General features: G+C 60.1%; 17 protein-coding genes. 6 read left to right on the forward strand and 11 right to left on the reverse strand.

Annotation, left to right across the window (positions count from 1 at the left end; translation table 11 throughout):
* The 5 genes from DYI20_RS05120 to DYI20_RS05140 all read left to right on the forward strand — a co-directional run.
* A partial coding sequence (locus DYI20_RS05120; protein WP_483398293.1) for an IS110 family transposase occupies positions 1-254 on the forward strand: 254 nt, incomplete at its 5' end.
* 175 nt (positions 255-429) lie between these two features.
* Positions 430-1,059: a hypothetical protein gene (locus DYI20_RS05125; RefSeq protein ID WP_110100527.1), complete on the forward strand. Its 630-nt coding sequence runs from the start codon at positions 430-432 to the stop codon at positions 1,057-1,059.
* On the forward strand, positions 1,056-3,764 hold the full coding sequence (locus DYI20_RS05130; protein ID WP_110110188.1) for an FtsK/SpoIIIE domain-containing protein: 2,709 nt from the start codon (positions 1,056-1,058) through the stop codon (positions 3,762-3,764). Before DYI20_RS05125 ends, DYI20_RS05130 begins: the two co-directional genes overlap by 4 nt.
* The gene (locus DYI20_RS05135; RefSeq protein WP_110098401.1) at positions 3,764-4,261 is read left to right on the forward strand and encodes a hypothetical protein; all 498 of its coding nucleotides are present in this window, start codon (positions 3,764-3,766) and stop codon (positions 4,259-4,261) included. Before DYI20_RS05130 ends, DYI20_RS05135 begins: the two co-directional genes overlap by 1 nt.
* A gap of 2 nt (positions 4,262-4,263) precedes the next feature.
* The gene (locus DYI20_RS05140) at positions 4,264-4,524 is read left to right on the forward strand and encodes a hypothetical protein (RefSeq protein ID WP_110098402.1); all 261 of its coding nucleotides are present in this window, start codon (positions 4,264-4,266) and stop codon (positions 4,522-4,524) included.
* 694 nt (positions 4,525-5,218) lie between these two features.
* Here DYI20_RS05140 and DYI20_RS05145 read toward each other — a convergent pair.
* The 8 genes from DYI20_RS05145 to glpK form a co-directional block, all read right to left on the reverse strand.
* Complete coding sequence (locus DYI20_RS05145) at positions 5,219-6,112, reverse strand: GIY-YIG nuclease family protein (protein ID WP_199445860.1); 894 nt, start codon at positions 6,110-6,112, stop codon at positions 5,219-5,221.
* A gap of 21 nt (positions 6,113-6,133) precedes the next feature.
* On the reverse strand, positions 6,134-7,126 hold the full coding sequence (gene holA / locus DYI20_RS05150; RefSeq protein ID WP_110098404.1) for a DNA polymerase III subunit delta: 993 nt from the start codon (positions 7,124-7,126) through the stop codon (positions 6,134-6,136).
* Positions 7,127-7,131: 5 nt separating this feature from the next.
* On the reverse strand, positions 7,132-9,684 hold the full coding sequence (locus DYI20_RS05155) for a ComEC/Rec2 family competence protein (RefSeq protein ID WP_122549006.1): 2,553 nt from the start codon (positions 9,682-9,684) through the stop codon (positions 7,132-7,134).
* Positions 9,665-10,414: a ComEA family DNA-binding protein gene (locus tag DYI20_RS05160; protein WP_110100524.1), complete on the reverse strand. Its 750-nt coding sequence runs from the start codon at positions 10,412-10,414 to the stop codon at positions 9,665-9,667. The genes DYI20_RS05155 and DYI20_RS05160 overlap by 20 nt, the downstream gene beginning before the upstream one ends.
* 80 nt (positions 10,415-10,494) lie before the next feature.
* Positions 10,495-11,463, reverse strand: a complete 969-nt coding sequence (locus DYI20_RS05165; protein ID WP_110100523.1) for a DegV family protein — start codon at positions 11,461-11,463, stop codon at positions 10,495-10,497.
* Positions 11,464-11,476: 13 nt separating this feature from the next.
* Positions 11,477-13,975 (reverse strand): leucine--tRNA ligase, encoded by a 2,499-nt coding sequence (gene leuS / locus DYI20_RS05170; protein WP_122549007.1) that lies wholly within the window; start codon positions 13,973-13,975, stop codon positions 11,477-11,479.
* 89 nt (positions 13,976-14,064) lie between these two features.
* A complete protein-coding gene (locus tag DYI20_RS05175; RefSeq protein WP_110100521.1) occupies positions 14,065-14,805 on the reverse strand; it encodes a hypothetical protein in 741 nt (246 codons plus the stop codon).
* Positions 14,806-15,134: 329 nt separating this feature from the next.
* Complete coding sequence (gene glpK / locus DYI20_RS05180; RefSeq protein ID WP_122549008.1) at positions 15,135-16,649, reverse strand: glycerol kinase GlpK; 1,515 nt, start codon at positions 16,647-16,649, stop codon at positions 15,135-15,137.
* Between the two features lie 50 nt (positions 16,650-16,699).
* Here glpK and DYI20_RS05185 point away from each other — a divergent pair, with 50 nt between their 5' ends.
* Positions 16,700-17,728, forward strand: coding sequence for an alpha/beta fold hydrolase (locus DYI20_RS05185; protein WP_110100519.1), 1,029 nt, complete (start codon positions 16,700-16,702; stop codon positions 17,726-17,728).
* Here the strand turns inward: DYI20_RS05185 and DYI20_RS05190 are convergent.
* The 3 genes from DYI20_RS05190 to DYI20_RS05200 all read right to left on the reverse strand — a co-directional run bounded on the left by DYI20_RS05190 (position 17,725) and on the right by DYI20_RS05200 (position 22,435).
* Positions 17,725-19,848 (reverse strand): primosomal protein N' family DNA-binding protein, encoded by a 2,124-nt coding sequence (locus tag DYI20_RS05190; protein WP_233487863.1) that lies wholly within the window; start codon positions 19,846-19,848, stop codon positions 17,725-17,727. The genes DYI20_RS05185 and DYI20_RS05190 overlap by 4 nt on opposite strands.
* A 1-nt stretch (position 19,849) precedes the next feature.
* Positions 19,850-21,055, reverse strand: a complete 1,206-nt coding sequence (gene metK / locus DYI20_RS05195; RefSeq protein ID WP_110098517.1) for a methionine adenosyltransferase — start codon at positions 21,053-21,055, stop codon at positions 19,850-19,852.
* 165 nt (positions 21,056-21,220) lie between these two features.
* Entirely contained in the window at positions 21,221-22,435 is a 1,215-nt protein-coding gene (locus DYI20_RS05200) for a thiolase family protein (protein ID WP_110100518.1), read from the reverse strand.
* Positions 22,436-22,516 lie beyond the last annotated feature (81 nt).

Genomic DNA, 22,516 nt, shown 5'->3' on the forward strand with positions numbered 1-22,516 from the left:
CCTCGATCCGAGGTGAGTCCCCGGCCCGCTCTAGCAATAAACAACTCAACAACGCCTTATTCCGATCCGCATGGATGGCCTCCTGCCACGACCCGGTATCGAAAGCCCACTACAACAAGAAACGCGCAGAAGGCAAGAAACATAACGCCGCAGTGATCTGTCTGACACGCCACCGCCTCAACGTCATGTTCGCCTTGGTCCGAGATAGCAACTTCTATCATGCTACCCCAAACAAAGTTCCCCAAGCAGCTTGACTTAAAGCACAGGGGACACCCCCCATTTTCCAACTTCGGTATCCCGCGTTTTCGTGTGGGGTATTTCCTCCTGTACAAGATCTGCTGGATGTGTTTTCCAGCACAGATGCCTGATAGTTAATGTAACATCGGTTACATCACGGCACGAGAACCACCGCTTGTAGAAAGGTCCGCGTTGACAATTCCCAAGAGTTCGCCGAAACGACTGGATCCGTCGACTGCCGCCGAGATGCTGTCCATTCCGCACGATGCTTCGCCGAGTGTCATCGATCAAGCTACCGATCGAACCGTCGAACTTATTTCCGCCGAGGGGCGAAAGTCTCAACAACATCATGTTCGTGATGCTCGCCGAACTCTAACTGACCCCGAGTGGGCAGCCCGCGAACGAGTAACTCTCGGTTACGCCGGGTTCGCCGCGCTCCTGCTCACAGAGGTCGCCGCTTTTGTATGCGCATTTCAGCTCATCACCGGCTGGGACGCTTTTTTATCTATAATCCCCGAGGACGTCACCCCACCGGAGAACATGGTTTTCGCACCACTGATTCTCAACATCCTCTGGTTTGCAGCCATCATTTGGAGACCTTTGTCTCCACTAGGTGGCCGGAACCAAGCAAGAAAGCTATTCTGGAGCGCTCTTGGCCTAGCACTCGTGGCAGACTTGGTGGTTGCAACCTCCGTTGTCTTCTCAGACGTCGATACACCGTATGCGTTCTCACCATTTATCACCATCGTGATCGCGCTCGTGCTGTGCACCACACTTGACTTGCTCGCCAAGAACCGAGAAGAGAAAGGTGGATTCCCGTGAATATCACAACACGCATCGCTCATCTTCGACAATCCATCGGTTCACTGGCAGGACAAGCTCACGTTGCCCAAACAGATGCTGAAAAGCGAATCTCCGCAAATCGTGCTGAAGCCAGCGAACAGCTCCAGCACGCAATCCAAGACGCCGAGGCCGTCTATCGATCAGGTGAAATTTCTGCCACAGCTTCCCGCGAGAACGCGGTCGCACGATTACTCAGCGAACTACGAAAAGCAGACCCATCGTCCCGTGTTCGAGACATTCCTGAGAATGGAGGAGTCCGTGCCCCAAATCCCCTTACTCGGGTTGGGACCATTCACGGACAACGGGGGGATGAGGCCCCGCTCAGCATTCCTTTGATCGATAGTTCAGGGGTCGTTATCAGTTCAACCCAGCAGACACGCGAACTCGCCCTACAGCTAGTACGGTCTGTGGTCGCCGATGTCGTCTCCCAAATACCCGCCCTACACCTGCGGCTGAGTCTCTTCGACCCCAATGTCAGTAGTGAACTCGCCGATTTCGGACCCCTCAAAGACGCACGACCGCAAACCGCACCGAAGCCTATGTCAGAAGTGCACGAACTACGCCAGCGTTTGGGCGAGATCTTTGCGCACGTACAAGAAACGGCGTCCATGCTCAAACAAGTACAGTCCCCATCGTTGTCTGAGTATTGGAAAACACTCGATACCCCTGAAGGCGAATACCACGTGCTGGTTTTGCTCGACTATCCAGCGGGACTCGATAAAGAAGGAGCACAGCGACTGGCCAAGTTCAGTCACGTTGCGAATAAGGGAGCGTTCCTCATTGTCTTGCGCACGCTGGACCACGATATGGACGAAGATCTCGTTACCGCCGATGAGAAGATCCTTTCCGGCTGTGAACACGTTATTGTCCATCCACATTCGATAGAGATTGCCGGATACCCTCCCTCTGACCGATTTCAGACTCACATTTCCTACGACTCGACGGCTGTACGAGATGTCGTGAAGGACGCTGTTAGAACCGCCCGGGAGGCAAAAGGTCCGGTCATTCCGCTTCAGTCGGTGCTCCGGGATAGTGATGTCGAATTCTGGCAGTCGAGTGCTATAGACGGTCTCGAAACCGTCATTGGCAGATATCAAAAAGAGCCACTGATCGTGCGACTGCGTGGCGCATCGCCGCCGATCGCTAATATGCTGATCGGTGGTGCTGTCGGGCAGGGCAAGTCCAATCTCCTGCTTAATATCGTCTACGGATTGGCCTACGCGTACCCGCCTGAGGAGCTCGAACTCTATCTGTTGGATTTCAAGGAAGGTCTTGAGTTCAAGAAGTTCGGTCCCGACAAGAATGGGGAAAACTGGCTACCCCATGCCTCTCTCCTGGGCCTCCACACGCGTCAGGAAGATGGACTTATAGCGTTGCGTAACATCCAGCAACGGGTCGAGAAGCGAAAAAGACTCTTCCAAAACGCCGGAGCTGAAGACTACGAAACCTACCGCCGTATGGGCCATGAGATTCCCCGATTGGTCGTCGTTATCGACGAGTTCCAAGTACCGTTCTCGGGGAATAACGCTCAGTCCGAAGAAGCTGTCACACTCATCGAGCAGTTGTCCAGGCAAAGTCGTGCCACAGGCACACATCTTATTTTGGCCTCGCAAGCTCTGTCCGGAATCGAGGCACTTCACAGCAAACGGGATTCGGTTTTGGGACAGTTTCACGCGCGCCTATCGTTGAAGAATAACGCGAGCGAATCTGAGATGTTCTTCTCTCACGAAAACAGAGCTGCCGCGGACTTAACCTATCGTGGCGAAGTCATACTCAACGAGAATATCGGCGAAGATGTCGATAAAAATAAACGGGGAATATGTGCCCTCGCCGACCGATCGTTCATAGCATCTCTTCAGACCCATATGTGGGAGCAGTCTGCTGGAGGAATACGCCGTTATCCGTTTAGGTTCACCCCTGACAGTTACATGCCGTTCAGCGCACACGGCAAGTTGGACCTTGAAACCGACGATCCCGAAGATATCGTTCTCGACCTGGGCCGCCAGCTTAGCGTCGAGGAGCAGTCGGCGACCTACACGATGAACGATGATGTTAATCAAGCATTGGCTGTTGTTGGAGCCAGCGGTGGTGAAACCGCTGGCATCTTGGCGGCCGCGGTCCGATCTCTCTATCTCGCGCGCCCCCAGGAACAAATCTTCGTGGTCAACGTTGATTCTGCAACCCGCCCTGCCTGGCTCGACGGTCTCGAAGCCCGTGAGCCCGCACTCGCTCGTCAGCTCAGGTACATCGCACGGGAGCAGGCCAGCGAATTTGTTGCGGACTCACTACCAACGATGCGCGATGCATCCATCATCATGCTCGGTCTGCAGAAGATTCGTGGTCTTAGCGACCGCCTGAACTCAGATCCGGATAGTTTTACGCGACTCGATCCTTCTGACTTCCTCGCAGAGCAGATTGGCGACACACCAAGCACCAATCTCCGGTTTGTTCTTCGTTTCGGGAGCATTGAGTCGGTCAAGTCGGTTTTCGGGTATCGCGGTAATGTCATCGGCTGCTATGCGCTCGTCAACCAAGACAAAAACACGCTGCTCGACGTCACACAAGAATATAACTTCCCAATACCGACTGACTCACCACGTTTCGTGTTGCACTCTCGGGGCACCGGAGGATCGACGTTGACTGCCGTGCCCTATGAAGCCCCCTTGCTGAAGGAGACGAATTGATGAACGGTGGATCACTGACGAACGCAGAAGCCGTCGCCCGTTACCGGACGCTGGTTGAGAATTTACTGAAGGAAGATTCATCCTTTGAACGCCAGATCTCCGGGCATGACAAGACACGAACGTCCTCGATCCACACGGCGCAACACGAGCATGATTCCCAAATGCGGCGGCTCGAGGAAACCTCAGCCCGGGTGAAAAAGATGTGGCAGGACACTGTCGACTTCGCGGAAGGCACCGGATCCGAAGCGACCCCGCCACAAGACATTATTCGTTTCGAAGACAGTAATCGTATCGACAACGAGCGTGAGCGGTTAAGGCAGGAGTGGGAAATCGTCAGTCGAGATCACGCCCAGCTGGAGGCGATCCAACGTTTCGATGACGAAACCCGCAGTTCCCGCATCATAAACCGGGTTCTCTTGCTGATGGCAATTCTTACTCCCACGATCGGAGCTGTTGTCGTTCTGATCAGAGCCGCACTCATGTACTTAGGAGGATAGTGATGTCCGTTCTCGAAAATCTTCGTGGCCTGACTTTAGAGCTCTCCGCCGACACGCAACGTACCGGTGAGAGTCTCAGTGCCTATAGCCATGAATTCAACAAGCAACGAGTCCGCATTAACGATACGTTGCGTGGTAGCACTCAGCGGAAAGATCAGGAACTGATGGCCACCGTAGACGATGCGGAACGCCAAGTACGACAAGCGGTTCTTGCACTACAGAGAGCCAGCCGTGTCGCCCGCGATTATGCACATAATTTGTAAGGACCGTTTTAATGTACGCACAAGAAATTTCTCGACTCAAATCCGAGATTTCTGAGCTTCAGAACCTTAGGCATCGGATTTCATCCGCCAGTGGCCGTTGCGAAAGACTCATTGCCCGTCTCGAACCGATCGCCGAGAGAGCGCATCTTGCCACTGCGGGGAGTATTTCAGAACAGCATCACCATATGGTCGGCGCAGCGACAGAAGCACACCGGCAACTACGTTCTACTCGGGAACGACTCAGCGATTCGGCACACGCCGTCCTGTCGCAGGTGCACCGTCTCGAAGCTGAAATCTCGCGGCTTCGAAGATTGCAACAGGAGGCAGAACGCCACGAAACCTCAAGGAGATGATGATGACATCAGAAGTTGAACGTCTCATATTCGCTCTGGACGAGTTGGCTCGCGAAGCCGATTCCTTTGCACGGGAAAGCTGGGACTTGAGTCGAGACATCGGTGGTCTTTCGGGTTCTATGACAGATATTTCAAGTACCATCTCGCTAGAAACTAGTCACCGCGCGGCAAGAAACGCCCATGAACAAGCTATCGCAATAGCCCGCGCGGCACGCTCCTATACTGACCGGCTCTGATACGAGGGATAACCTTTTGTCTGGATCACCCGGTGACGGAACGTGTCGCCGAAACTCTAAGATGAGTTCAGCAACGAGAACGCATCACCTGTGATTACTGAGCTTCTACAGCTCCCGTTCCTTTGCCTCAAGTTGTTTCAGAGTCAGCCCATCAGCGTTTTTCCACAGATCGAGACCATTAAGGCTACTGCCACCCACAAAGCATGCAGCAGTGGAAGGACTACCGAGTAGCAAATCCGATGTGAGGACATCATCCGAGCCGATATGGTCTCGGTACTTTTCTCGCAATTTTCGAATACCGCGCCTTTCGCCACTGGTGGTGATGTCATCATCGGGCCTCAACCTCGCACCTGCCAGCACGATGAATCCATCGCTAGCTTGCCGTCCTCGAGCTTCAGTTCCTGCGTAACTGAAGTACAGCGTTGGTTCATCAGCCGGTTCCTGCTCGACTGGATTGACCACGTTGTGGTCCTTGGACTCGTCAACCGGGTCAAACATCTTATATCCCAGTGCTGCGACGACTAGTTTAACGTTGGCTATGAATTCTCTAAGCTCGGCTTCTTTCTCTTCGGTCACGGTACCCGGCGACGGGTCATTGGCGTTGGTGACCCTGAATCGCCCAGCGTCCTTGGCCAAGGTAAAGAAGCTGTTTTCGAGAAAACTGATTTCGGTGGCCCCGAAGGAATCGTCCGAGGTCACAATGGCGATCGCGTGGGTCCAATAGTCCAAGCCGTCCTGACCAATATGCTCAAGAATCCGCCCGAGAACGCCCTTGCCGTTCTTTCGTTCTCTGGCTTGGCCGATATAGACCTTTGGGGTTTCGTCTTCGGTACCCACCAAGAAATACACGCCGGTTTGTTTCAGATCATCTCGAGATTTCGCCTCTTGAAGCATCGTGCGAGGGATGAGATGGGTGACTCCGGTCCAATTTCGTAGGGTCGCTTTCTTCCGGCCGTTGGCCGTGCCATCCATGAGGAAAAGTTGTATTGTTCTGCCCACCACTGGTGTCTATCTCTCCCCCTAGCGTCTGGTGCCCTGTGCCACCCGGATGATCATGCGTTCCACTGAATAGTCCGGGTCCCGGGCCAGGCCTTTAGCCTCGGCATCTGCCTGAGCAATCAGCTCGATGGCCTGAGCGATCCCCGGCGCGGTCCAGCGGCGGGTGGTTGCCGCAATTCGCTTGGCCTGCCAAGGCGCAACACCGAGGGTCTGTGCAATTTGTCCTTGCCCAATTCTGGCATCAATGATTCTGGCGATTTGGCGGGCCTTCATTGCCAGCGCTGCGGTAATGGCCACGGGCGAGACGCCGGTCAGTAGGGAATGCCGGAGCAGTCCGACGGCTTGAGCGATCTGGCCATCTAAGGTGGCATCGGCGACTTTGAATGCGGTGGCCTGCACACGCCCGCCATAGTAGCGGTCGACGACCTGCTCGGTCACGGGGCCTTCCACGTCTGAGATCAGCTGGTCCACAGCTGAGGCCAATTCACCCATATCGGAACCGACCGCGTCCACCAAAGCGCGGATAGCTTCGGAGGCGACCTTTTTACGGTGGACTTTGAACTCTTGCGTGACAAACTCCAACTTGTCGCGGTCAGACTTGATGCTTTCGCACTCGACCACGGTGCCCGACTTCTTGAGGACGTCGAGAAGTTTCTTACCCCGGTTACCCCCGGTATGTCGCATCAGCAAAGTGACATCGTCGGCCGGGTCCTTGACGTATTGCAACGCCTCGGCGAGGAACGCATCGTTCATTTTCTGTAGGTCATCGACCTGGATCAATTTAGCTTGGCTAAACAGCGAAGGACTCGCCAACATGGTCAGTTGGCCCGGCTCGTAGTCAGCTGCGGAGAGTCGGTGGGTTTCCAGATCTGGTTCTTGCTCCCGTACGGTAGCCCGCACACGATCAGTCACCCGCATCGCGATGAAATCTTCCGGACCACGCAACAACATGATCGGTGCGGGTTCAACGGTCCGCCAGGAGGCGGTGGAGGCGCGTTTGGTACCAGCGGGCATGGTCTCTAGTCTAGTCGCGCAGTCGACGGGATTAGTGCGTTGTCTTCCACTTCCAAACCATAGTGACCATGTTCATCGGTTCTGAGCACTGAGCCGTAGGTTTCAATCGCCTCCACGATTTCATCAGCTGGATGTCCATAACTATTCTCCTCACCGACACCAATAAGACCCACACTCGGTTCAAGATGGTGAATGATCTCCGTTCCACCGTTGCGAGCGCCGTGGTGGCCGACCTTCAGGACATCGATGTGTTCTGGAACCTCATCCTCACGAATCAAACGTGCCATCGCGTCTTCTTCGAGGTCTCCTGTGGTGAGCACCGAGAGGCTGGTTCCGTCGTAGCTGATCTGCAGGTGCATGACGATGGACGCGTTGTTCTCGTTGGTGGCGTTGCGATCGGCCGCAATTACCTGCCAGTCGACCATGATTTCCTCATCGGCCACGTCTCCGGTGGTGCCACCCTGCATCCCGGGTTCGGCGTGGACGACCAGACTATAATTATCTAGTGGCAGGCTGGCCGTCTCGTCTGCCGTGGAGTACAGCACCGACTCGATGGTGTCGGTTGCCTGAAGGACCCCATCTATTCCTCCGTAGTGGTCCTCGTGGTGGTGTGTAACCACCAGTAATTCCACGTGGTCAATGTTGTGTCGGTTCAGACAGGCGGCGGCTAAGTCGTCTTCTGGGCCAGTATCGATCACGATTGCGGAGTTCTCTGCAGTGCGAATCAAGAACATGTCTCCCTGTCCGACATCGCACCCGAGCATGACCCAGTTTTCACCGACTCGTTGTTGTGGTGCCGGAACCAGCACCGCGATCTGAGCCATCAGCGCCACCAACACCACCACAACGCAGATCACCAGACCTTTCTGGCGCACCAGCCGGCTGGGACAGATCGCGACGGCCAATCGTGTTGTGAGAGTGGGGCGAGGGTAGCTGGTCACCGCCGGTGGGGTGCGACGTTGCCACCGCATCAGAACATATAGTCCGCACATCGCTCCGGCCAGGTGCAGGATAGTCACCACCCCTCCCAGGGCTCCTTCAGGCCAAGCAACCAGCGCTGCCGGCCAGGAAGACACCCACAAGGCAATAGCCCCAATTCCGGCTGCGGGTATAGCGATCACGCTCAGGATGAGTCCCGAGACCCAGGGAAGGACCGGTATGAGGAACGCTGTCAGTGTTCCGGGAACCGTGATGAACGGGACCAGCGGAGCCGCCAGCAGGTTCGCCGGGATAGCAAAAAGGTTGACGTTACCGGTCATCGAAATGATGATGGGCTGACAGGCCAGCTGGGAGACCGTGGACACAGCCAGCGCCGCCGACACGAGGGTGGCCACCACATCGGGTACGACCCTAGCCCTCACCAGCAGAGCTTCTAGGGCCTGTTGTAGAGGTGCAGCGGCGATCACAATGGCCAGTGTCGCTGCCAAGGACAGTTGGAACGCCGGGTGTTGGGCGAGCTGTGGTAAGAACACGAGGATGCCGATCACCGCACAACACAGCACCGGTAGGGCGTGTTTACCTCGTCCGAAGAAGATCACCCATGCTGAGATCGCACCCATCACCCCGGCGCGCACCACCGACGGTTCCCAGCCGACGATGTCGACGAAGATCACCAGGGTCCCTAACACTCCGGTCAACACCACAGCCGGTGGTGCCCGCAAAGAGCGCAGTGCTAATGTCACCGCACCGGCAATCAAGGAACAGTTAGCTCCCGATACCGCGGATAGGTGGCTCAGACCGGCAGTTTTCATCGCCTCGTTGAGCTCATCGCTTTCCGCTGAGCGGTCTCCCAGAATGAGCCCGGGCAGAAGTTGCTCGGCGGTGCCGAACGTGTCGCGAGAGTGCTCGCGTAGCCCTGAGCGGATGATCTCTCGTCCAGTAGTCCCGGTGCTTTCGTGGCTTGCTGGCCTCTGACAGTCTCCAGGTTGGGGCCCGGTATCGGCCGAGAAGAACACCGTACCCGATCCCTCAGCCGGCTGTGGCGTCCCAAACAGGCACAGGTGGTCACCGACGGCGACCGTGGCCCACCGCTCATCGTTGCTGGAAATCATCAACTCGGCCGGGTGGTCGATCTCGGTGAGCTCGGTACCGAATCGCTCGACACTGGCCTGCACGAACCAGCGAGTACCAAATTGTCCTGCCGAGGACGTCGGGGTTTCCTCCACCTCGACGTGGACTCGGATCTGTTCTTGGGCTGCCACGGCCTCGGCCCACCCGGATTCTTCGGCCTGTAGCCGCTGGTGGAAGGCACTGGTGACCGGTGCCAGGGCCAGCCAAAAGCCCAACGCCAGAACGGCAGTCAGGCGAGCCACCATCCCGGCGCGTCGGTGCGTACCCGTCCGGCGACGTGACCGAAAGAACAACCCGGTACAGATCAGTCCCAGCCCTAAGCACAGCAACGGGATCGCTCGGGCCTTCTCGACCGAGAGGCTCGGAATCCATAAACATCCCACCAGGCTGACTCCCACCGCCGGAAGCAGTCGGATATCGACCGGTAGCACCCGAGGCGGCTCGATACTGTGTCGGAGGTCGGGGGTTTCAGAAGCTGACGAGACCATCGAGCCGTTCCAACGTCGCCGGACCAATACCGGAGACTGCTTCTAAATCCGCCAGTGACCCAAACGGTCCGTGTTGGTCGCGATGGTGGATGATCTTTTCCGCGGTCGCCGGTCCGACACCCGGCAGGCTCTCCAGTCCCGCCGCATCAGCCGTATTGACGTTGACCGCTTCCCCATCGGCTACTGGCTCTCCCCCACCACCGGTTGTGCTGGCACCACCCGATCCGGCCGGAGCCTGGTCCTGGCTGTGGTGATCCGGTACAAGAATCTGTTGACCGTCCTGGACCGGGGCGGCCAGGTTGAGTCCTTCCAACACCGCATCCTCGGTGGGCCCGCCGGCAGCATCCAGCGCGTCGATGACCCGCTCCTCGGTGGTCAGTTCGTAGACCCCTGGGTTGGCGACCTCACCGACCACGTGGACCACCACGTGAGACTGGTCTGCACCGATATCTGCCCCGTTGTCCTGACTGTCGCTACCGTCCGCATCAGCAACCGCAGTGTCAGCCCCGGTTTCTTGGAGCTCGATGCGGTCTTCGACCTCCCCGGTGTCATCAGCTGATGCGGGCAGGTTGATGGACAGCCACCGGAACAGCCACCACGTTCCGGCGATGATCACACAGATCACCAGCGCGGAGACGGCAATGCGTGTCCGCCATAAGGGTGAGGAACTGTCCTGGGTGACTGCAGTGTCTGATCCCTCGGCTGGATGGTGATGCTGGTGTTGGCCCATGCTCCCAAGCTTGCCGACAGCAGGCCAGCTGATCAGCCCACGGCCACCAACTGTGGACAGTGGCCCTTTGTCTCGTGCGTCTAGAGAATGGTGCTGTAGTCCAGCTCGGGGCTGATGCTCACACCTAGGGCGCCTAACCCCAGGTGAGCTACCAGCACGGCCGGGATCATCAGCACCGGCACTGGTGCGGTGGAGTATTCATCGATGCGGGCGGCCAGCTCCATGGCGGAGTCGAGATTGCCGTAACCGTGTACGGCCAGGCGGATGGGGCGTTGTGTGGCAGCTTGGGCGACTTTATCCACCATGATCTGTTGGGCTTTGGCAAAATTCCGAGGTCGGTCCATCAACTGGATGGCTCCCTCGTTCAGGGTCAGCACCGGCCGGACCTGGAGTAGTTGCCCCAGCAGACCAGTCAGTGGCGGAATGCGTCCACCTTTGCGTAACTGGTCCAGGTTTGGGACCGTGAAATACACCTGCGAGGCTGTGGCTTGTTCATCAATGAGCTGTGCCAGCTTGGTTGCCGGAATGCCGTTATGGCCACGGACCACCGCATCCACCACCGCGTATCCCATAGCCATCCCGGAGGTCAACGTGTCAACGATCTCGACCGGGATGGGCGATTGGGTGGCTGCCAGCCGGGCGGCTTCCACGGTCCCGGAGATCTTGCCGGAGACGTGCACCGAGACAATGGACCCGTAGCCCTGTTCGGCGATCCGCTCGTAGAGTTGCCGGAATTGTCCCGGTGCGGGCCGGGAGGTGCGCACCGCAGTACCAGCTGCTAGCGCGATGGGGAGCTCATCGTTGGTATCGGCGGAGCCATCGGAGTGGATCTGCTCACCAATCATCACCGGCATGGCAATCTGTCGCAACTGGGAGCCGGTCGGTAGCGTGGTGGCAACCGCCTCGGGCAACGCCGAGGAGGTGTCGGTGACGATCACCGTCCGGTCTTTGCGGGGCGGTTTGATGTATCGTCCCAGACCGGGCACCTCGGCCCGGATTTTTCGGGCCCGGGTGTGCAGGTCGGTCAGCCAGCGGGTGTAGGTTGCCATACCAGACGGTGTCCTAGCCGGTCACGATATTGACCAGTTTGGGTTCCTTGACGATGATCTTGCGAATCTCGGCGCCGTCGAGGAATTTCTGGACTTTCTCTGAGGCCAGGGCTTTGGCTTCCAGCTCCTCGGCGGTAATCGAGGTCGGGACCTCGAACTTATCGCGCAGTTTGCCTTTGACTTGCACCACGGCGGTGATGCTGTCTTCCACCAATAGCTCGGGGTCGACGGTGGGCCAAAACGACCGGGACACCGACGGCTCGTGGCCCAACAGCGCCCACATGTCTTCGGCGGTATAGGGGGCTACCAGGGACAGTAGCTGGGCCAGGACTTCCACGGCCTCACGCACGGCCGGGTCGGCGATTCCTTGCTCGCTGGAATCCACGGTTTTCCGGACCGTATTGACCAACTCCATGCACCGGGCGACCACCACGTTGAACTTGTGGTCATCCAATAGAGTGTCGGCCTCATCGACGGTTTTGTGTGTCTTCTGGCGGAGCGAGACGGTTCCGGTGGAGGGGTCGGTACCGACTGGCGCACCGGATTCGTTGATGTCGCGGGCCAACCGCCAGGCCCGGGCGAGGAACTTCAGCGACGACTGCGGGGACACCTGGGCCCAGTCGATATCGTCTTCCGGCGGGGAGGCAAAAACCATGGTGAGTCGTACGGCATCGACACCGAAGGTGTCGAGCTGTTCACCCAGGTCCACACCATTACCGAGAGACTTGGACATCGCCTTGCCCTGGTTGAGAACCTGCCCCTGGTTGAGCAACCGGGAGAACGGTTCCACGAAGGAGACCAGCCCCATGTCGTAGAGGGCCTTGGTGAAGAACCGGGAGTACAGCAGGTGCAAGATCGCGTGCTCCACACCGCCGACATATTGGTCAACCGGTAGCCAGCGGTCCACGGCGTCCCGGTCCCAGCAGGCGGTGTCCACGTTCGGGGAGGCATACCGGATGTAGTACCAGGAGGAGTCCACGAAGGTGTCCATGGTGTCGGTATCTCGTTGTGCGGCACCGCCACAGTTCGGGCAGTCGACGTTGACCCATTCGGTAGCGGCCGCTAGTGGCGAGGTGCCCTTCGGGGCCAGCTGTTCACCCGTGAGGTTCTCGGGCTGGCGGACCGGAAGCTGGTCTTCGGGCACCGGGACTTCACCGCAGTCCGGGCAGTGAATGATCGGGATGCAGGCGCCCCAGAACCGCTGCCGCGATAGCAACCAATCGCGCAACCGGTAATTCACCGCAGCCCGTCCGGTTCCTCGGGCCTCCAGCGACTCAATGGCTTTGGCCTGGGCTGCGGTAGAGTCCAGGCCGGTGAGTTCTCCGGAGTTGACCAGGGTGCCGTGAGCGACGGTGGCGACCTTGGTCTCTTCGGGGTTGTCTTCTCCGTTGTCGACTACCTGGCGCACCGGTAGGCCGATGGCGACGGCGAAGTCCATATCGCGCTGGTCGTGAGCGGGCACGGCCATAATCGCCCCGGTGCCGTAGTCCGAGAGCACATAGTCCGAGGCCCAGACCGGGATGCGTTCTCCGGACAGCGGGTTGATGGCGTAGCGCCCCAAAAACACGCCGGTCTTGTCCCGGTCGGTGGCCTGACGCTCAATATCGGAAACTTTCTTCAGCTCTTCCTGGTAGGCCTCCAATTCGGCGCGGTGCTCGTCATCGACGAGTTCACCGGCCAGCTCAGCGTCGGCGGCCACCACCATGAACGTGGCACCGTAGAGCGTGTCGGCACGGGTGGTATAGATTTCGATCTCCGGGCCGTCTTCGATCTGGAAGTTCACATTCGCCCCGGTGGAGCGACCAATCCAGTTGCGTTGCATGGCCAACACCCGGTCCGGCCACTTGCCTTCCAGGGCTTCCATGTCGTCGAGCAGGCGGTCGGCATAGTCGGTGATCTTGAAGTACCACTGGTTCAGGCTCTTTTTGGTCACCTGGGTGCCACACCGCTCGCAGGCGCCGTCGACGACCTGCTCATTGGCCAACACGGTCTGATCTTTCGGGCACCAGTTCACCGGGGAGTTTTTCCGGTAGGCCAGCCCGTGCTTGTAGAACTGCAGGAACAGCCACTGGGTCCAGCGGTAGTATTCCGGGTCTGAGGTGTGCAGCTCGGTGTCCCAGTCCACCGAGATGGCGTAGCGCTGGAAGGATGCCTTCTGGGTTTCGATGTTCTGGTAGGTCCATTCCGCCGGGTGGCTATTGCGCTTAATCGCGGCGTTTTCGGCCGGCAGACCGAAAGAGTCCCATCCGATCGGGTGGAGCACATCGTAGCCTTTGAGCATCCAATACCGGGAGACCACATCCCCCATCGCGAAGGCCTCGGCGTGGCCCATGTGCAGGTCCCCGGACGGGTACGGGAACATATCCAGGACGTAGCGTCGTTCCTGGCTGCCATCATCAGCAGGAGCGAAAGTGCGGTGCTCGGTCCAGTAGGTCCCCCAGCGTTTCTCCAGGGTCCGGAAATCGTAGTCCGTCTCGTGGTGATCGGGGGCTGGTGAAGTCGAGTCAGTCACTGGATTCCTGTTCGAAAGGTGGGTGGTGGGGTTGGGCTCACCGCGGGTGAGCCGGTGAGCTGGTGGCACGGGGCCATAACGTCATTAGTCTAGTGTAGGTCCTCGGTCAGTTCCGCACGGATCTCAGTCATCCATGCGTCCAGATCCTGGACAGCATCGATCTCTTCTTGGCTGTTGGGTTCTTCCAGATCAATCAAAAAGACGCGTTGCCCAGCTTCCCCCGGAAGCGATAGCTCCAGCACTTCTCCGTCCTCGGAGCCTGCCCACTGTACCTCAGGGTGCAAGCCGGCAACCAGGCCCGCCTCCCAGAGCCCTTCGAGTCGCACCTCATAGCGTGGGGCAAATCGGGCATTCTCGGCAGAGCCCGACCAGGCATCGGCGAGGCCGTCCGGCATGCGGGGGAACATCCCATGGCGTTGGGCGAAGCTGACTCCGACAGGAATGGGTCGAATGACATCCCCGACGGTGATTAGTCCGGGGTGTTCGGCGGTGACCACGAGCTGGCCGGTGGCTACTGTTTTGTCAAATTCCACTTGACCCAGGGTGGTTCCCAGTGCAATCCGCGCACCAGCCAGTGACTCGAGCTCTTCTAGGCCTGCCCTGAGCTGTATACCTAGGTCACGAGGTGCCTCAGAGGTGGAGGCGGTAGCGGTCCTGTCGCTACTGTCACCAGCTGCCCTGACAACCAGGGTGTCGGCCGTCGGTTGAGCGGCTGTGGCCTTGATGTAGGTGGCCTGGGTTGTCGGCGCTATGCGAAGCTCCACGGTCACCTCAAGGGCATCGCACGGTGCCTCAGGTGCCAGACCATCGAGAGCTGTCACGGTGAACATGAGACCATGCTACGCCGACGTCAGTCACAAAGACCCCACAGCAGTGAACGGCTCGTGAATACCATCACGGAGCATCCACCGCTGTGGGGTCGGTGTCGTGAGGGGCTAGGGGTTCGTGCTGGCGACGACGGCTGAGAAGGTAGCCAAACCGGTCGAAGCCAGGCTACCTTCACCTGAGACCTCCTGGTCAGACTCTTCAGTCTGTTCAGGGTGATCACTTCCAGCGCCGGGAACAGAGCTCTTCTCCGGTGAGGATTCAGAGCTTTCCGTGCCGTGCGATGACGGGACGGAACGAGACGACTCGGGAGTATCCGAATGGCTCCACAAATCTACTCTTTCGTAGGGTTCCACCCAATAGTGTGTTCAATGGCTTGAGCCCAGCCGGCCAGGAGACGCTGACGGTCTGATTCGCTCATGTTGGGAGTCCACTCGTGTCCGGGCTGGCACAGCGAGGAAACCTCGTGATGGTCGGTCCACAAGCCCCCACCGAGGCCGGCAGCAAAGGCAGCCCCACGGGCGGTGGTTTCAATATCCGAGGCCCGCTGAACCGGGATTTGCAACAGGTCGGCTTGGAACTGCATCAGATCGTGGTTGACGGTCATTCCCCCATCAACCCGTAGCACCTCGGGACCATCGATGCCGGTGTCTTCACTGACGGCGACCAGCACATCGCTGGTTTGGAAGGCGGTGGCTTCCAGCACCGCACGCGCAATATGTCCGGCGGTGGCGTAGCTGGTTAGGCCAATCATGGTGCCACGGGCGTCCGAGCGCCAGTAGGGCGCGAACAGCCCGGAGAACGCCGGCACAAAGTACACACCACCGTTGTCTGCTACGGTGGCGGCTAGTTCCTCGATCTCTTCCGAGGTCTGAATCAGCCCAATTTGGTCGCGTAACCATTGCACCACCGAGCCGGCTTGAGCCACCGAGCCTTCCAGCGCGTAGTGCACGTCGTCTCCCTGCAGGTGGTACGCCACGGTGGTAATCAGTCCGTGCGAGGACCGCACGAGCTCGGTACCGGTGTTGTGAAGCACGAAGCATCCGGTGCCATAGGTGTTTTTGACCTGTCCGGAGTGGAAGATCCCCTGGCCGAAAGCTGCGGCCTGCTGGTCGCCCAATATGCCGGTGATGGGGATGCCGGTTAATCCCGACCCATCCGCCACGGTGCCGAAGTGGCCGGAACAGGGTTTGATACTCGGCAGGGCCGCCAGGGTCTCCTCCACTGGCAAGCCCAACAGCTCGATGAGTTCCCGGTCCCAGTCACCCTCGGTGAGGTTCATCAGCAACGTACGGGAGGCGTTGGTGATGTCGGTGGCATGGGTACTCCGGCCGGTGAGGTTCCACAAAATCCAGGAGTCGATGGTGCCGAACAACAATCGACCTTCTGCAGCCAGCTGGCTGACTTCGGGGACGTGGTCCCATAGCCACCGCATTTTCAGCCCCGAGAAATAGGAGGCCACCGGAAGACCGGATAGTTCTCGGACCCGTGGCGAGCGCTCGGCCAGTCGGGCGACCATCTCGTCGGTGCGGGTATCCTGCCAGACAATGGCCCGGTGGACCGGACGTCCTGTCTGCACGTCCCAGGCCACGGTGGTTTCGCGCTGATTGGTCATCCCGATGGCGACAATATTCGAAGCGGTATACCGGCTACGCGCTAAGCACAGGGCCATCAGTTCCCGGATGTTCTGCCAGATCTCTCCGGCATCGTGTTCCACCCAGCCAGGGTGAGGGAAGTACTGGCGGTGTTCCCGTTGCGCGAGAGCCACCTGGGTGCCGTCGGCCGCATAAATCACCACCCGCGAGGAGGTTGTTCCAATATCGAGACTCATCACCACAGATTCCGCCATAGTTCCTCACCCTAACCGTTCAGTAGCCCATCTCACACTAGGCTGAAAGGGTGTTCACCAACTCCCCGACCCGCATTCGCTTCCGCGACCAGCTCTGTCCGCCCACCCCGGTGCGTGATACCGCGACCTTCACCGGGTTACCGATGCGCTTTCCCGAACGCCGTCTTCTGTGGCTGGCCGACCCGGTCTCCGGGGAGCCCACCCCCACGGTTCTCTACCACTACCGTCCGGCAACAGGCACCACCCAAACCAGTACTGCTCACCGTCCCGATCCGGTGGTGATGGTCCACGGGTTCCGTGGCGACCACCACGGGCTCCAGTTGGTAGCCGACGCCTTAGCCGACCACGAGATATATATCCCGGACCTACCCGGTTTCGGGGCATCCCCCGCCCTTCCCACCGCTCCGCACCGGTCGGAGGACTTCGCTGCGCTCATTAATCAGCTACCCGAGGCGTTGGGCCTGAGCACCTCCCCGTGGCTGGTGGGGCACTCTTTTGGTTCGATTGTGGCCAGCTACGCGGCCGCAACCGCCACGTCTCGTTCATCAAGTTGGCGCAGGCTGGCATTGCTGAATCCCATTGCCCGCCCAGCTTTAGCAACCGATGGCTCCTGGTTTGAGCGCGTCGGGACCGCAGTCACGGCTGGCTTCTATCGGGCCTGTGCGAGCCTGCCCTCCGGGTTGGGCCGGTGGGCGCTATCAGCCAGTCCGATGGTGTGGGCCACCGGTGCTGTGATGTCAGAGACCGACGACCGTCGTATCCTGGCCTACACCCACGACCAACACCAGCAGTACTTCTCGGAGTTCGACACTCCCCACAGCCTGTTACAGGCCTATCAGGCCTCCATCTCCACCACCGTCGCCGAGGCGGCTCCGGACATCACGGTCCCGGTGTTGCTGATTGCCGGTGGGAAAGACCCGCTGGCCTCGGTGGATGACCAGCGGGTGTTGGCCACACGGTTTGGTCCCTCGTCTCACGTGCGGTTGGAGGTCATTGCCGAGACCGGGCATTTGATGCACTACGAACAGGCCCCGGCCATCGGCAGGTTGCTGACCGACTGGATGAGTGAGGTGGCTTAGAGCTCGCGCACTCCCCCAATGCGAACTTTCACGCTGGTGGCCGAGCGTTCGGCAGACAGCACCGCCTTTTGAGCCCGCAAAGCGGCCTGGACGGTGCTGGCCACCCGGTGCGGGTAGAACAGCAGAGCCCGCCACCGGGGTTCCTCGGTAGCTTCCACCGTGGCCTCCACCGGGGTGGGCCCAATCCACGGGGACTGTTCGGCACGATAAGGCAACTGCACGCCGGCAATAAATTTGTGCACCTCTGCACTGGTGCCGGTCACCTCGGCCACCTGAGTGATCGGCGGAAACCCCAGCTCGGCCCGGTCGGCCAGGGTGCGGGAGGCGAAACTGACCGGGTTCATCCGCACCAGGGCTCCTACGATCTCTTGGTGGGTTGCGGTGACGACCACCAGTCCCCCATCGGATGCCGAACGCACCAGCGTGGCGGCTTGCATCCAGTGGCTCATCACCGTCTCTGGAACCATCAGTCCCTCTCGTTGTAGCTGCGCGTCCCCGTCCAGCAAGAGCGCGGTGGCGTATCCGCCGGGGGCCACCGGCTCCGAGCCGGGGGTGGCCACCACCAGGGCGGGCTCGTCGGTGATGCTGGCGACCATGTGGTCGGCCGAGGAGGAAATCACCGGCACCTGCGGGAAGGCCCGGCCCAGCTCGTCAGCGGTGCGGTCCACGCCCCGAGCGCCGGCCCGCAGTCGGGAGTTGCCGCAGTTGATGCATCGGTAGTCGCGGTGCCGGGCTCCGCACCATCGGCAGGCCAGTTCGCCACTGGCGGCCGCCATCCGGTCGGTGAAGCTCAGCGGACCGGTACAGTTCGGACACCGGGCCGGGGCATGACACCGGGTACAAAACACCCCGGGGATAAATCCGGCCCGATGCACCTGGACTAACACCGGACCACCTACGCCCTGGGTGCGGGTACCGTCTAGTCCCTCGCGGGCGGCTTGCCAGGCCAGACCGGGTAGTCGTGCATGGGGCCCCATGTGGTCGCGTCTGGCATGAAAACTGTCGGCGGTGGAGACTACCCGCGGGGCTAATCGATGGCGGGTGTGGCGCTCCGGGCTGATGTCTCGGGCCTGGCCGGTCTCAACCAGGTATTGGGTCGCGGTACTGCGGGAGGGCGAGACCAGCAACAGCCGTGCCGGTGCAGTCGTCTCGGCCGTGGCACCGGTACGACGCCGGGCGACGTGGGCGACCTGGTGGTAGGGTGCTCGGGGTTCGGTGAGCTGATCGTCGGCGTCCTGATACACCGCCACCAGCCCCAGCTGATGCACCGGGGCCCAGATGGCCGACCGGGTGCCAATCACCACGTGCCGGTGGCCGGCCAGAATCTGCAGGAATGACCGGTAGCGCTGGGTGGGCCCTTGTCGGGAGTCCAACCGGGCATAGTGATGCTGCCCCACCCGGTCGGCGACACGTCGCTCGAGCCGATCGAGGTCTTTGAGGTCCGGCACCACCAGGATGCTGCTCTGCTGCCGTGCCAGGGTCCGGGCGGCGGCATCGGCGAGCAACGCCATCGAGTCCCAGGCGCCGAAGCTGGAGGGAAGACTCAGCGCAAAGCTCGTCGCAGTGTCTTCGGGGCTGGGTTCTGCAAAGAGCCCTTCCCAGCCGGGAAACACCGTCCAGTCCACGGTCGGCGATTCCTGGTCAGTCTGCTCGGGGTGTTCGGGCCAGACCGGTTCCCGCACAGTGCCGTGGTCCTGGGCCCATTGGCGTTCGAGTTTTGCCACTCGCGGTGGGATGGCAGCCCGGAGAACATCAGCAACCGTGCCGGCGTAGTCGGCGGCCACGGTGGTGGCCAACCGGTAGATATCCTCGGTCAGCACGGGCAGGGCCGAGACCACGGTGCGAATCGGAGTCAGGGTAGCCCGGGTGGAGATGGTGTCGGTGCGCTCGACCAGCCAGCCGGCCATGGTCTGGTGACCGAACCGGACTTTGACTTTCACCCCCGGTTGCGCCGGGGCATCCAGTTCGGGCGGAATCAGGTAGTCGAATAGCCGGTCTAAATGCGGGACCGGGGATTCCAGCAAGACCTTTGCCACGGGCCGGTCGGGCCAGCCGGTGGGATGTGGTGGCAGGGATGGCTCTGGGACAGGTAGGTCAAAGAGCGCATCGGTGGGTGGCACGTCACCAGCCTACAGCCGCGCGCAATGCCTCCACCTGATCGAGGCGTTCCCAGGTGAAGTCGGGATCTTCCCGCCCGAAGTGGCCGTTGGTGGCGGTCTTGGCGTAGATCGGACGCAACAATTTCAGGCTGGAGATAATGGCGGCCGGACGCAGGTCGAAGACCTGATTCACCGCGGCAATGATCTGCTCGTGGGAGATCTTTTCGGTCCCAAAGGTGTCCACGTACAGACCAACGGGGCGGGCCTTGCCTAGTGCGTATGCCACCTGGAATTCGGCCCGGTCAGCCAACCCGGCGGCCACCACATTCTTGGCCACCCAGCGCATCGCATAGGCCGCCGAGCGGTCCACCTTAGAGGGATCCTTACCGGAGAAGGCGCCACCACCGTGGCGGGCCATCCCACCGTAGGTGTCGACAATGATTTTGCGACCGGTCAATCCGGCGTCCCCGACTGGACCACCAATCACGAAGGGTCCACCGGGATTGATAATGTAATCAGCGTTCGAGTAGTCCAGATCGGAACTGGCCAGTACCGGATTGATGACGTGCTTGATCACATCAGCACGGACCGTCTCTTGGGACACGTCCGAGGTGTGTTGGGTGGAGACCACCACGGTTTCCACGGTCACCGGTCGGTGGTTCTGGTCATAGCCGACGGTGACCTGGGTTTTGCCATCCGGTAGCAAGTAGGACATCGGGGTGGATTCCAGGTTCCGCACCGTGGTCAGTCGTTCCGAGAGTCGGTGGGCTAAATAGGCCGGGGCCGGCATGTAGACCGGGGTCTCGTTGGTGGCGTAGCCGAACATGATGCCCTGGTCGCCTGCTCCTTGCAGATCAATCTGGTCGACTGAGCCGTCGCGGGCCTCCAGGGAGCGGGACACGCCCGAGTGGATATCCGAGGACTGCTGTCCGATGGAGATATTGACACCACAGGTTGCGCCGTCGAACCCATTGGCCGAGGAATCATAGCCGATGCCCAGAATCGTATTGCGCACAATTTCGGGGATCTCCACGTAAGCGGAGGTGCGCACCTCCCCAGCAACCTGCACCAGCCCGGTCGTGGTCAGCGTTTCCACCGCGACCTTAGCGTTGGGGTCCTGGGCCAATAAGGAGTCCAGGATGGCATCCGAAATCTGGTCACAGATCTTGTCGGGGTGTCCGCTGGTCACCGATTCTGAGGTGAACAGACGCAACTCGCCCGAGCCCACGCCCTCGTAATGGGCGTAGCCGGAACCGGTGGTGTTCTGAGAAGAATGCTGAGCTGTCACGGTTCGCCATTCTACCGCTCAGCGCTGAGCACCTGCAGTCCAGAAGTCACGAGCTGTTATCTTGCTCGCAACCCGGCCAGCGCCCAGAGTCGCTTCCGGAACCTCTTAGTGTGCGTTGATGTTCTCCACGACCACGGCCAGACCTTGACCGACTCCAATGCACAGGCACGCCACACCCCAGCGGTCTCCGGATTCGTGCAGTCGTCGAGCCAGGGTCCCTAGCACGCGAGCCCCGGAGGCACCCAACGGGTGACCCAGCGCGATGGCTCCACCCCAGGTATTGACAATCCCCTGGTCCACACCCCAGGCGTCCAAACAGACCAGGGTTTGGGCGGCAAAGGCCTCGTTGAGCTCCACCGCTGCGATGTCGTCCCAGGTAATTCCCGCCCGAGCAATAGCACGGTTGGTGGCTTCCACGGGCGCATACCCGAAGAACTGGGGCTCATTAGCGGAGGCTGCGCGTCCGGCAATGCGCACGAGGGGTTCCAGCCCCAGAATCTCGGAGGCCTTGCCGGATCCAATCCACACCGTGGCTGCTCCGTCGTTCATGGGCGAGGCGTTACCAGCGGTCACGGTGCCGTGGTCTTTCCGGAACACCGTGCGTAGCCCGGCCAGAGTTTCCGGGGTACATTCTGGGCGGATGGTTTCGTCCCGGTGTAGCTCGGTGCCGACAACCGGGGAGACCAGGTTGTCGTAGGTGCCGTTGTCCCAGGCGGTGGCCGCCAGCTGGTGGGAACGGGCCGCGTAGTCATCCATCCGTTCGCGAGTGATCCCGAATTTCTCACGCAACTGCTCGGTGGCCTCCCCTAGCGAGACCGTCCATTCAGCCGGCATGTTGTCGTTAATCAGTCGCCAACCCAGCGCGGTATTGGATAGCTGCAGGTTATACATCGGGAACGGGCGATCGGTTTTCGGCAACACCCAGGGCGCTCGCGACATGGACTCCACCCCACCGGTGAGGATCAGATCGGCATCACCGACCTCGACCTGGCGGGAGGCGACCATCGCTGCATCCAGGCTGGAACCGCACAGGCGGTTGACCGTGGTACCGGGAATGGATACTGGGAGCCCAGCCAGGAGCGTGGCCATGCGCGCAACATTGCGGTTGTCTTCTCCAGCCCCGTTGGCATTGCCAAAGATCACTTCGTCGATCTGGTCGGCTTCAGAGAGTTCATTGGGCAAATTCGGCGCCCGTTTGACGAGCTCGCCGATCACGTGAGCGGCTAGGTCATCCGGACGCACGGCCGCCAGTCCCCCGCCGATTTTGCCGAAGGGGGTGCGCACTGCGTCGTAGACGTACGCGGGTTGTAGAGCGGTCATGGCGGTCCGTTCTCCTTTATGAGAGTGCCCTAGATCACTTCTGGGTGATTATTCTAGTGTGGTCGCCACTAACCGACCGGT

Source organism: Auritidibacter ignavus (assembly GCF_003703835.1).
Taxonomy (GTDB): domain Bacteria; phylum Actinomycetota; class Actinomycetes; order Actinomycetales; family Micrococcaceae; genus Auritidibacter; species Auritidibacter ignavus.